Origin of the sequence: Streptomyces sp. NPDC057137 (assembly GCF_042670825.1) — a bacterium.
Lineage (GTDB): Bacteria > Actinomycetota > Actinomycetes > Streptomycetales > Streptomycetaceae > Streptomyces.
Window position 1 is genome coordinate 1 of sequence record NZ_JBHUUW010000051.1, and the last position, 12,268, is coordinate 12,268.

The window sequence follows — 12,268 nt, forward strand, 5'->3', positions numbered from 1 at the left end:
GGCCACAGCCGTTGCCAATGCCATTGCCGGAAGGGGGTCAACCCGTCGTGGAAAGTACGGAAGTGAAGCACGGCACGGCCGCCTGCCCCTCCCGCTGCGGCGTCCCCGACATCAGCCGCAGCTCGGCGACCGCCATGTCCTGCCCCTGGGTGTGCATCTGGGCGACGAGGCGGATCAGCTCGGGGATGCGGTAGACCGTCACTGCACCCGGCGCCGATTCGGCGATCTCCACCACATGGTGGTCCAGGAGCCGTCCCACCAGGAGTTCGGCGGCCCAGGTGTCCAACGCCAGGGTCCGCGCCGCGCGCGGGATGTCGAACGGTACGGCTCCGGCGCGGGCCAGACAGGCCAGCGCCCGGTTGTCCGGCTCGGCGAGCCGGGCGCACGCGCCCGCCAGTCGGCCCAGGACGTCGAGGGAGCCACTGCCCAGCTCGGCCAGCCGGCGGTGTTCCGGGGCCAGCCGGGCGGCCAGTTCGGTGACGGACCACATGGGGCGCGCCGCCAGCTTCTCGCCGGCCGCCCGTACGCCCAGCGCGCGGTTGCCGGTCAGGCGCACCGTCTGCCGGGCGGCGGCGATGTCCGCGCCGACGCGGTCGGCCCCGGCGAGCGAGGCGAGCAGTTCGACGGCGTCGTCCGTCTCCATCGGCGGCAGCTCGACGTTGGCCGCGCCGGGCAGGCCGGGCAGCCGTACGCGCGAGGTGACCAGGACCGCGCTCAGCGAACCGCCGGGCAGCAGCGGCAGTACCTGTTCGGGGCCGCAGGCGTCGTCCAGGACCAGGAGCAGACTCCGGTCCGCGCTCCAGCTGCGGAAGATACGGGCCAACTCGTCGACCTGGTCAGGCAGTTCGTCCACCCGCAGGCCGATGTCCCGCAGCAGGGAGCGCAGCGCCGCCGCAGGGTCGGTCGGCCGGTCGGTCTCGTCGTGGAGCCGTACGTAGAACTGGCCGTCCGCGAAGTGCTCGCGCAGCAGATGCGCGGCGCGGACGGTGACGGTGCTCTTGCCCGAGCCGGCTCCGCCGAGGACGGTGACGACCTGAGGGGCCGTCAGGGCGGTTTCACTGCCCGACTTGGCGTACGTGACGATACGGGCCAGCTCGGCGCGCCGACCGACGAAGTCCGGTGCGTCCGGGGGAAGTTGGGCGATCACCGCGACGGGTGCGACGGGTACGACAGGTGCGGCGGCAGGTGGAGCGGCTGGGGCCGTCAAGGCCGATGACCCAGCCGGCCCCGCGGATCCCGCCGGCCCCGTGGGCCGCCCCGGCGACAGATCCAGCGACGGCGCTTCGTTGAGTACGTCGCGCTGGAGCCGCTGGAGCCGGTGCGAGGGCTCGATACCCAGCTCGTCGACCAGGTCCCGGCGCAGCTGCCCGAAGGTCTCCAGCGCGGTGCCGCGCTGGCCCGACCGGTAGGCCGCGAGCATGAGCTGGGCGGCGAACTCCTCGTTCAGCGGGTGGTCGGCGGTGAGTTGCCGCAGCTCCCCCATCAGCCGGTGGTGCCGGCCGAGCCGCAGATCGGCCTCGACCCGCAGCTCCAGGGCGCCCAGCCGGGCATCCGCCAACTGCGCGACGCGGGCGGCCAGCGCCGGACCGGTCTCGATGTCGGCGAACGCGTCCCCGCGCCAGAGCGCGAGCCCGACGCGCAGCGTGCGGGCGGCGCTCTCGGGGTCGCCGTCGCCCAGATCGGCGCGCGCCCGCGCGAGATGCCGCTCGAACTGCCACAGGTCCAACTCGTCGGGCGCGAGCCTGATCCGGTACCCGTTGGGACAGGTCTCGACCCGCTCCCCGGGACCACCCGCGCCCGCCACGCCGGAGTGCGGGGGCTTGCGGAGCTGGTACACGTAGGTCTGGATGGTCTTACGGGCCAGCCGGGGCGGCTCGCCGTCCCAGAGCTCGTCGATGAGGGTGGACGTCCGTACCTGTTCGTTGGCGTGGAGCAACAGCGCGGCGAGCAGCCGCCGGGCCATCGGGGCGGAGGGCGTACGGTCCTCCCCCTGCCCGCTGATCTCCATCGGCCCGAGGATCCGGACGCGCAGCGGACGGGAGTCGTGCGGGTTCGTGCTGTCCGGGTTCGCGCTGTGTCTGTTCGTGCTGTGCGGGTTCGTGCTGTCCCCGTGGGTGCCGGAATGGTGAGTGCTTTCGGTCGCCGAGTGCGTCAAGACCTGTCGTGTCCTTTCGGATCGTCTCTCCGGGACCGTGAAGCGCTCAGCCGGAAACGACCGCCCACCCGATGGTGGTGGCGGCTGCCACGCTCGTCTTGCTTCCCCGTGCCCCGTTGATCTCTGCCTCCGCTGAACCCTCCACGCGCGACACCGGGTGGGAGCCACGCCCGATCGGGGGCGCGGCTCGCGTGCCAGGTGCGTGAAGGTGAAGTGCTTTCTGCTGTAAGGTTGTTGATGATCTCTGCTGCCATACGGGGTGTCAATAACCTTGTGCAGCAGACGATTTCACTCCGGCGATGCCCTACGGGCCGAAGCTGTAGAGGGCGACCCATACGCACAGGCCGAGCATGCCGGCCGCGTTGAGGAACAGGTTTCTGCCGAAGTCCCTTGCCCGTACATGCATGAAGACGGCCACGAGAAAATAGGCCACGAGCGCCCACACGGTGACGCCCCCCAGCACGGGCACCCAGACCCCGAGGACCAGCCCCATGGCGGCGGCGAACTTCACGACGGGCGCGAGCCACCACCACTCACGCGGAAACTTCACGCCCTCGAAACACTCACGCACGAACCGAACGGGCCCGATGCAGAGCACCCCGTCGCCGACCTGAATCAACGCCAGAACGAGCACGGGCCACACGGGATCGGGCAGGGCTCTCATCGGCCACCTTCCATCACCGACCCAAACGCCCGCGCCATCAGGCGAGTTGTGCCCGATCCCTCGACTCCCCCTGATCGAGCGAAAGCGGCCTGTACACCTCGCTGTTCGAGATTCCTGAACAATGTCTCGCTCGTTTGACTCCGTGGACGGTTCGGACAGACGGAGGAGAGACCATGCAACTGCACCTGGACCGGCACGACTCGAATGCACGTCGGCGCCGGCTCGCTGTCGCCGTCGCCGTCGCGGGCTGCCTGGCAGGCCTGTTGATGGCCGGATGCGGGGCGTCCGGCGGCGAGGACGACGGCGACGGCGACTCCAAGGGGTCGAAGCCGCGTTCACCGTCCACGCCCAGCCCCTCACCCACGTACAAGTACAAGTACAAGTACACGAAGGATCTCGGCACCTGCGAGGACGGAAAGTGCACGGTCGAGGTCCGGGAAGGCGACGTCATCCCGTTCGGGGAGGACGTCCGGGCACCGGATCTGAACATCGACAGGATCGGTCCGGCAGGCGTAGACCTCAGGTTCTCCGAACCCGGCGCCATGACGTCGACGTTCGCGGGCCAGACGCCCGACCAGGGCGGCGCCTCCACGTTCAACGAGACCGACTTCCGGGTCCTGGAGATCCACGGCGACACAGCCGTGCTCCGCATCCTGCCGACCCGGCGATGACGCGGGCAGACCGACAGGGGCAGACCGACACTGGCAGGCCTCACCGGTCGATGAGCGCCCGTACCCCGCGACCGCCCACGGTCAAGCCCGCACGAGGCCGCTCTGGTAGGCGATCACGACGAGTTGCGCGCGGTCGCGGGCGTCGAGCTTCGTCATGGCGCGTTGGATGTGGCTGCGGATGGTCAGAGGGCTGATGACGAGTTCCTCGGCGATGTCGGTGTTGGACATCCCGTGCGCGGCCAGGGCCATCACCTCGCGTTCGCGGGCGGTGAGTTCGCTGAGACGCTCGGGGGACGCGAGTGGCTTCTCGGGGTCGGGCGCTGCCAGGAAGCGGGTGATGAGGGCGCGGGTCGCGAGGGGTGAGAGCAGGGATTCGCCTCCGGCGACCGTACGAATGCCGGAGAGGAGTACCTCGGTGCTGACGTCCTTGCCCAGAAAGCCGCTCGCGCCCGCGCGGATGGCCTCGGCGACGTACTGGTCGTTCTCGAAGGTGGTGAGGATGAGGACGCGGGTGTTCGTCAGCCCGGGGTCGGCGCAGATGGCGGCGGTCGCGGCCAGGCCGTCGGTACCGGGCATCCGGATGTCCATCAGGACGACGTCGGGGTGGTGGGCACGGGCGAGGTCCACCGCCTCGCTTCCGTCGACGGCCTCACCGACCACGGTCAGGTCCTCGGTGGTGTCGATGAGGATGCGGAACGTGGCGCGCAGGAGGGCCTGGTCGTCGGCGAGCAGGACGGTGGTCATGTGGGTCGGCTTCCTTCTGACGGCTGTTGGGGGGAGGGGGACGAGGGCAGCGGGAGGGGGAGGGTGCAGGTGACTTCGAAGCCGCCCGCCGGGCGGGGGCCGGCGTGCAGGGTCCCGCCGACGGAGTGGGCGCGTTCCCGCATGCCGACGAGTCCGAAGCCGTGTCCGACGCCCTGCTCGGAGCCGTACGCCTGCTCGGAGCCGTACGCCTGCTGGGAGCCCTCGTTGCTGATGGTCAGCGTCACATGGTCCGGGGAGTAGGCGAGGCGGACGTGCGCCGTCGCGGTGGCGGCGTGTTTGGTGACGTTGGTCAGTGCCTCCTGCACGATCCGGTACGCGCTCAGGTCCACCCCGGCCGGCAGGGGCCGGGCCCGCCCTTCGACGTCGGTCCGGACGACGAGACCCGCCGTGGCGAACGCCGCCGCCAGCTCGTCGAGTTGAGCGAGTCCGGGGGCGGGTCCCAACGACTCGGACTCGGACTCGTTCTCGTTGTCCTGGCGCAGGAGCCCCACGGTCGCCTTCATCTCGCGCAGCGCCGTCGCCGTGGTCTCCCGCAGACTGTCGAGCATCGCGCCCGCCTGGTCCGACTGGGCGCGCACCAGGTGCGCGGCGGTACCGGCCTGGGCGTTGGCCAGGGCCAGATGGTGCGCGACCACGTCATGCAGCTCGCGGGCGATACGCATGCGTTCCTGCGCGACCCGGTGGCGGGCCTCTTCCTCGCGGGTGCGTTCGGCGTGGTCGGCGCGGGCGTGCACGGCGGCGATGTAGGCGCGGCGCAGCTGGACGGCGCTGCCCAGGACGGCGGGCAGGAGCACCCAGGCGATGGGGTTGACCGTCGTGAGCAGCACGTTGTGATCGAGCGGGTCGGTGAGGAGAGCGGTGGTGACCAGGAGCGCGACGGTGAGGAAGGCGCAGACGCGGGTGTTCCTGCGGTTGGTGAGCAGGCCCAGCGAGTACAGCGCCACGATGAGCGGGCCTTGCAGCAGGGCGGTGAGCAGATAGCCGAGCGCGATCTCGGCCACGGCGCACAGGGCGGTGACGGCCACGACGGTACGGGGCCGGCTCCGGCGCCAGAAGAGGGCGGCGGAGCCGAGCACCGACAGGAGCACCGCGGGCCAGATCCCGATCCGCCTGTCGAAGATCAGACCGCTGGTGATGCTTCCGCCGATGGAGAACGCCAACAGTCCCAGGACCACGGTGGCGTCCACTCTGCGGTCCGTCCAGCCCTGTGACTGAGGGTTCATCGGTCTCACTTTCGTTCTGTTCGGTGATGCGGTGTAGCGGTGATGCGGTGGTGCGACGGCGGGGCCGCTCACATACGTACCGGCTCCTTCGCGTTGTCGTGCGTGCTCTCGTGCCGCTCGACCGCCGGTGGACGCGACTGGAGTGCCGCGCCTTCCACATCGACGTTGGGCAGTACCTTGTCGAGCCGCCGCGGCAGCCACCAGGCCCGGTCACCGAGCAGGGCGAGTACCGCCGGCACGAGTGCCATGCGGACCACGAAGGCGTCGAAGAGCACGGCGACGGCGAGGCCGAATCCGATGGTCTTGATCATCGGCTCGGAGTTGGCGATGAAGGCGGAGAACACGGCGATCATGATGAGAGCGGCCGCGACGACGACCCGTGCGCTGTGCCGGAACCCGGTGACGACCGCCTCGGCCGGCCGGTCCCCGTGCACATGAGCCTCCCGCATACGGGCCACGAGGAAGACCTCGTAGTCCATGGCGAGACCGAAGACGATGCCCACCAGGAAGATCGGCATGAGGCTCATGATCGGGCCGGGCTGCTCGACACCGAGCAGCTCGGCGCCCCAGCCCCACTGGAAGACCGCGACGACGGAGCCGAGAGCGGCCAGGACGGAGAGCAGGAATCCGAGGGCCGCCTTGACGGGGACGAGTACGGAGCGGAAGACGACGAGCAGCAGTACGAAGGCGAGGCCGACGATGACGGCGAGGTACGGAATCAACGCGTCCTGAAGCGCTTGGGCGACATCGATGTTCATCGCCGTGCTGCCGGTCACCTCGAATGTCGCGCCGCTGGACGCCTCGACCGCGGGGCGTTCGCCCCGGATGGTGTGGACGAGATTCTTCGTCGTCTCGTCGTTCGGGCCGTCGGCCGGCACGGCGGAGAAGATCGCGGTGTCGCCGGTGGGGTTGAACTGGGCGGGCGAGACGGAGACGACCCCTTCGGTGGCGCCGACCTCCTTGGCGATCGTGGCGACCGCGGCCTTGGGGTCGGGGGCGCCCTTGGCGTCCACCACGACGGTCAGCGGACCGTTGAAGCCGGCGCCGAAGCCGTCGGCGAGCGCGTCGTAGGCGCGGCGTTCGGTGGTGGAGACCGGCTTGGACTCCTCGCCGGGCATGCCCATCCGCAGATCCGTCGCGGGGAGGGCGAGGGCTCCGAGGGCGGCGACGCCGATCAGGAGGACCGCGACCGGCCGACGCAGCACGAAGCGAGCCCAACGAGTACCGCGGTTGTCGGTCCAAGCGTCTTTTCGTGTCCCACGTGCCTTGCGCACCTTCCGTGGGAGGACGGCGTCCGGCCAGAAGCCGAGGAGCGCCGGTACGAGGGTGAGCGCGACGAGTACGGCGATCACGACCGCTCCGGCAGCGGCCAGGCCCATCTTGGTCAGCATGGGCACGCCGACCACGGTGAGCCCGGCGAGCGCGATGACGACCGTGAGCCCGGCGAAGACGACCGCCGAACCGGCGGTCCCCGCCGCGAGACCGGCCGCCTCCTGTGATGTGCGCCCCTTGGCCCGTTCCTCGCGGTAGCGCGAGACGACGAACAGCGCGTAGTCGATACCGACGGCGAGTCCGAGCATGGTGGCGAGCGTGCCGGTCGTGAGGGACAGACCGAAGGTGCTGCCCAGGGCCAGGATGGAGGCCATGCTGATGCCGACACCGACGAGCGCGGTGAGCAACGGCAGCCCGGCCGCCGCCAGCGACCCGAACGTCACCAGCAGCACGACGGCGGCGAGTGCCACCCCCACAACCTCCGCCATGCCGCCCGCGGCCGGCTGGGTCGCCAGCGCGGTTCCGCCCACCTCGACCGTCATGCCCCGCTTCTGGGCGACGTCGATCGCGTTCTCCAGCGTGCTCCTGGTGCCGTCGCTGAGGTCGTCCGCCTTCACCTTGTAGCTGACGGTCGCGTACGCGGTCGAGGCGTCCTCACTCACCGCGCCCGCCCGGAAGGGGCTCACGACCCGCTCGACCTGCGCACCCCCGCCGACCTCGGCCACGAGTTCGTCGATGACCACCCGGTGGTCGGCCGCGGTGATCTTCTGTCCGCCGGGAGCCACGAACACGATCCGGGCGTCGGCCCCCTCGGAGTTCGATCCGGGGAAGCGCTGCTCCATCAGATCGAACGCACTCTGCGCCTCGATCCCCGGCATGAAGGAGCCGTCCTCCTCGGCGGCGGGCGCGGTGACGGCACCGGCCCCGACGGCGAGGAGGAGGGCCACCCACATGAGAAGGACGGACCAGCGCCGCCGGAAGGCCGTACGGCCCAAGCGATAAAGGAAAGTAGCCACGAGTTCGGGGTCTCCACATCTGATCTTGGGTAGAACCCCAGACTGACCGCCCGCCCCTCCCCCCGGCATCGTGCGCCTGCTCCCACTTCCCCTCCTGAATCCGCACGAGCCACCCCCACCCAAGCCCTCCCCAGGTAGGACACCCGCCTCCACCCAAGCCCCGATCCGGTACCCTGTGGACCGAGCGCCCCGGCGGGCGCTGTGGCACAGGTCGCGGACCCAACCCCGCCTCCCACCACGGCAACTGCCCCAGGTCGCTCACGGCTTGCCCAAGAGCCCTGGCCACGACTCACCCACCGAGTCCCACGCCAGGCCTCACACAAGCCCCGCCTCCGTAGCTCAGGGGATAGAGCACCGCTCTCCTAAAGCGGGTGTCGCAGGTTCGAATCCTGCCGGGGGCACAGGAAAGGGCACCTACGGTCTCCGTAGGTGCCCTTCGGCGACTCAGGCGGCGTGTGGGGTCCTCAAGCCCCAACACGAAGGGGGCTACGGGCAGCTCGCCCTGAGCGGCGGCGACCTCGAAGAGATGGTCAAACTGACGGACGTGCGGCGTGCTGCCCAGGAGCGTCAGTGAGCTCGGGGCCCCGCCTTGGCCCGCCGCGACGCGGGCCGAGACCGACTGAGGCGTCCTGGAGCACGCCTTCGGGACAGCGGCACGCGTTCGAGTCGCCGTGTGCCGCACGTGCCGACCGCTGGCCAGGCTCGCAGGGCGAATGAGATGAAGTGACAGCTCATCTATAGGAGTTGGGGTGAGCTGAGTGCGTGCGACGGCTTCCAGCAGCGCGTCGGGGGGAACCAAACAGAGGCCAACGGCAGCAGTCCGCCTCGTACTTCTGTGGACGACTATGCGCGTCAGTCCACGGCGGCAGCCAGATCAACGAACGCCGCCCACGTCACCTTGGCGGCACCGAGCGCCCAGCCCGGGCCTGTCTGGCGCGTGAGCTGCTGTGCCTCGTCCACGTCGTTGGAGATGCGGCTCGGCCGGGCCGACTGCGGACTTCCGGGGGCTTGAGCCCGTCGCCTCCGAAGGGACCCTCGCCGTAGCTGCCTGGCCTGTGTTGAGGGGGAGCCCTGCCGGTACATGCGGACCTGGATCCCAGTCATGGAAGGCCAACCTAAAACCCTATTCGACACTCAGGAAGGGGACGGAAGTGTTCAGAACTCACTGGTATCCCTAATTTCATGGGGTGGAGTGGCTTCCAACTCCACTGGTCCCTCGCTCCGCCCCTCGCTGCGCACTGCGAGTGCGCACTTGGTCTGCAGCGTTCTGTGCTCCTAGGATCGCTCTCCATAGACCACTACTTCACGGCGCAATAGGGGGCATCACTCATGTCGTACGCACCGACGGGTGAGGATTCGTTGCTCGGACGAGCACAGATCGCCGCGCTTGCGGGGGTTAGCCGACCGACCGTAACCGGCTGGGAGAAGCAGGAGACCAGCTTTCCCTCACCCCGGCGCTCGAACGGGCAAGACTACTACCGACAGTCAGAGGTCTTGAGCTGGCTGGACCGTCGGCTGGTCCCACCCGAACGGCTTTCGGCCGACGAAGTCGTCGGTACCACTTACGGGGACCGGGCCCGGAAGAGGAAAGCAGCAGGGAGGGTCCCGGCTGGGGCAACAGGGCGCCAGCCCAACGGCGGGTCGCAGTACCGCATCCCGACCGGCGCCGTCGATGAACCCCGCCCCGAGAACCGGCGGATCGTGACCGAACTGATGGACGGTCTCGTGGACCGAATCCGGGGTGCGGCCAGCGCGCTCGACTATCTGAGCCTGCTGTTCTGCCTCCACTATCTCCACAATGCCGCCACCGATCGGTTCGAAACACTGGCCGCCAGGGCTCGCGCTGTCCGCAGTCTCGACGAGGCCGCCCAGTTGCTCCGGGACATCGGCCGCGAGACCGACGAGGACATGCGTGGTCTCGGGGTTCATTCGAGCATGCAGGAGGCGCTGGGACGGCTCGAACCGAGGACCGCTCGTGATCTGCGCAGTGTCGTGGACGCGATGAGTCGCCTCGACGAGGACGTCTTCGGACTGATTCTCGACGAGTACGAACAACGAGCCGCGCTGGGCAGCGGGGAGTTTTTCACCCCTCGTGCGGTGGTTCGGCTGATGACCCGACTGGCTTGTTCGGAGTTCGGTCCCGGAGAGCCGGAATCCGTCTACGACCCGTACGCCCGCGACGGCGGGTTCCTCATTGAGGCGGTGGCCGCCTGTGCCGTGGACAACAACGGCCTGCCGGGCGAGAAACCCGTCCGGACGTACGGTGAGGCGTGGCGTGCAGACACCTGGCGACTGGCGACCATGAATCTCCTTCTCCACGGTGTCTCCCCAGCTATCGACCTCAAGCGCTCAGTCCCTTGGGCCGACAGCTCGGAGCGGGTTCCGCCGATGTCGTTCGATATCGTGCTCACCAACCCACCGTTCAACATGAGCGACCCCGGCCGCGAACAACGTCGTGAGGGGCAGTGGGCGTACGGGGCTCCGCCCCTCGACAATGACAATTTTGCTTGGGTCCAGCACTGTCTGTCCAAGCTTCGCAAGGGGGGCCGAGCCGGCATCATCATGCCCAACAAGGCGGGCAACTCAGGGCACAAAGCCGAGCGGACCATCCGCCAGAACCTGGTGGAAAGCGGCGTCGTCGACTGTGTCATCGCTCTGCCGGCCAAGTTGTTCACCAGTACTGCTGTACCAGTCTCCGTGTGGTTGCTACGTCACCCCGACGACCCATGCGACAGCACCCTGTTCCTCGACGCACGGAGCATGGGAACGAAGGACGGCTCACGTCGCGCCCTCAGCGCTTTGGACGCTGAAAGCCTGCTCGGCGCCTACCGTGCTCGCAGAAGCCCGGGAGAGGTCGCGCCTCCGCTCGGAGCACCGACGGCGGAGCGGCAGATCGTCGGTGCAATCGTGTCTCGGGAAGAACTGCAGCGGAGCGACTACTCGCTCAATCCTCTTGATCACGTCGCGCACCGGAAAGACGGAGCAGACAACAACGGGCGGGGGCTCGAGTCCGCCTGGGAGCAGCTGCGCCATGCCGAGAGCCACCTCCATGAAGTCCAGAACACCGCCGCCCAGCTGCCGTTCGTCACGAACCGTGGGCCGCTGCCTCAGAGTGTCCGGCCAGCCTCCATGTCTTCCCTCGACTCGCTGTGTCAGATCCAGGCCGGCCCGTCCTATTCCAGACTGGGCAAGGCTCAGCGCAGTAGCGGAGGGCCGATTCCGGTTGTATTCCCTAAACATCTGAGGGCCCGCTACATCACCGACGCACAGGACGAGCGGGTGTCGGAGGAGACAGCTCGTCGACTGAGGAGCTTCGAGCTGCGGGAGAGGGACATCGTGTGTGTCCGTTCAGGTGCGATCGTCCCTCCGGCGCTGGTGCAGGAGCACCAGGCCGGCTGGCTGATGAGTCCGAATGTCATCCGAGTCCGTGTGCTTGAGGGGCATCGGAACCGAGTCCTACCGGAATACCTGCTCTACTTCCTGTGCCTGGACGAGTCCGTCGCCTGGATGCAGGACCGGGCCGCTGCTACTGCGGCCCCGTCGCTCCGGACCGAATCCCTCGGATCCCTGCGCATCCCCCTGCCAGAGCTGACCGAGCAACAAGAGATCGTGACCGCACTGAACGGCCTGGAAGAGCTGGACCGCGCACACCAGACCGTCGCCGCCTCGTTGCGGCATACCCGCGCCGCCCTTGCCGACACACTGCTGGGCTCGTCCTCCGCGTTCACCTGTAACACAACATCCCACCATCGTTTTGAGAAGGAAGCGTCGTTGTGAACACCCCACGCCAATCGTCCGCTTCGACGCCTCCTCCCACGTCGGTATCCGAGTCGGCAAACAGTGCCTGGATTCCCTGGCTACTGGTCATGGTGCTGTTCTCCGTGCTTGTAGCAGTGTGTGTCGGGTTTCTGAAGGCGCTGAACGGCAGTTCGTCCGCCGATGCTGTCCTCTCGGCGGGTGCAGCATTCGGAGGAGCGGCGCTGCTCTGCCTGGCCGCGGTGCCAGTCGTCCAGCAACTGCGGCAACGACGCTAGGTCCTGTCCGGCGGATCTTCGGGGATCAGCCCGGGGCGTCTGGTGCGGTGCATCGCAAGGCGGAGGATCGTGCTCGTACTAGACGTACTTAGACGACTCCGACAACGAAGCGAGGTGCCGTGCCAGGCGTCCCGGGCCTCCGAAGATCCGCCGGACAGGGCCTAGTCGAGGAAGAATCGGCCGGAACGGATTCGGCACACATGAGACCGGGAAACACCGCGAACACGTGAGAACTACGGAGGGGTGTTTCTCCAGGCCAGACACCCCGCGACTGCGGTTTCCGCAGGTCACGGCCCCGCCCAGGGAAAACTCCTAAAGCGGGTGTCGCAGGTTCGAATCCTGCCGGGGGCACAGAGAAACACACAGGCCAGGGGCCCTTCCGCTCAGTAGACGGAGGGGCCCCTGCCTTTACAGCACCGTGCACGGTGCGCAGAGGTGTGGACGTACGTAGCCATGAACGCCCTCTCG

General features: G+C 68.7%; 7 protein-coding genes and 1 tRNA gene. 3 read left to right on the forward strand and 5 right to left on the reverse strand.

The features are described 5' to 3' along the window. Positions 1–37 precede the first annotated feature (37 nt). Positions 38–2,155 (reverse strand): BTAD domain-containing putative transcriptional regulator, encoded by a 2,118-nt coding sequence (locus tag ACFT9I_RS29925; RefSeq protein ID WP_382569349.1) that lies wholly within the window; start codon positions 2,153–2,155, stop codon positions 38–40. A 304-nt stretch (positions 2,156–2,459) separates the two neighbouring features. Further along, positions 2,460–2,819 (reverse strand): DoxX family protein, encoded by a 360-nt coding sequence (locus ACFT9I_RS29930; protein ID WP_382569351.1) that lies wholly within the window; start codon positions 2,817–2,819, stop codon positions 2,460–2,462. Positions 2,820–2,992: 173 nt separating this feature from the next. On the opposite strand from ACFT9I_RS29930, the gene ACFT9I_RS29935 reads away from it, so the two are divergent. Beyond that, positions 2,993–3,490 (forward strand): hypothetical protein, encoded by a 498-nt coding sequence (locus ACFT9I_RS29935; RefSeq protein ID WP_382569353.1) that lies wholly within the window; start codon positions 2,993–2,995, stop codon positions 3,488–3,490. An 81-nt stretch (positions 3,491–3,571) separates the two neighbouring features. Here the strand turns inward: ACFT9I_RS29935 and ACFT9I_RS29940 are convergent, their stop codons facing one another. The 3 genes from ACFT9I_RS29940 to ACFT9I_RS29950 form a co-directional block, all read right to left on the reverse strand. Then, complete coding sequence (locus tag ACFT9I_RS29940; RefSeq protein WP_382569355.1) at positions 3,572–4,234, reverse strand: response regulator; 663 nt, start codon at positions 4,232–4,234, stop codon at positions 3,572–3,574. Then, positions 4,231–5,478, reverse strand: coding sequence for a sensor histidine kinase (locus ACFT9I_RS29945; protein ID WP_382569357.1), 1,248 nt, complete (start codon positions 5,476–5,478; stop codon positions 4,231–4,233). Before ACFT9I_RS29945 ends, ACFT9I_RS29940 begins: the two co-directional genes overlap by 4 nt. 68 nt (positions 5,479–5,546) lie before the next feature. Continuing rightward, the gene (locus tag ACFT9I_RS29950) at positions 5,547–7,766 is read right to left on the reverse strand and encodes an MMPL family transporter (RefSeq protein ID WP_382569359.1); all 2,220 of its coding nucleotides are present in this window, start codon (positions 7,764–7,766) and stop codon (positions 5,547–5,549) included. 328 nt (positions 7,767–8,094) lie between these two features. Here ACFT9I_RS29950 and ACFT9I_RS29955 point away from each other — a divergent pair. Beyond that, positions 8,095–8,167 (forward strand) — tRNA-Arg (locus ACFT9I_RS29955). 1,300 nt (positions 8,168–9,467) lie between these two features. After that, on the forward strand, positions 9,468–11,543 hold the full coding sequence (locus ACFT9I_RS29960; protein WP_382569361.1) for an N-6 DNA methylase: 2,076 nt from the start codon (positions 9,468–9,470) through the stop codon (positions 11,541–11,543). Positions 11,544–12,268 lie beyond the last annotated feature (725 nt).

Bases quoted from the DNA above. Each gene is read 5' to 3' on its own strand.
- ACFT9I_RS29930 (WP_382569351.1), bottom strand. From the start codon at position 2,819: ATGAGAGCCCTGCCCGATCCCGTGTGGCCCGTGCTCGTTCTGGCGTTG.
- ACFT9I_RS29935 (WP_382569353.1), top strand. From the start codon at position 2,993: ATGCAACTGCACCTGGACCGGCACGACTCGAATGCACGTCGGCGCCGG.
- ACFT9I_RS29940 (WP_382569355.1), bottom strand. From the start codon at position 4,234: ATGACCACCGTCCTGCTCGCCGACGACCAGGCCCTCCTGCGCGCCACG.
- ACFT9I_RS29945 (WP_382569357.1), bottom strand. From the start codon at position 5,478: ATGAACCCTCAGTCACAGGGCTGGACGGACCGCAGAGTGGACGCCACC.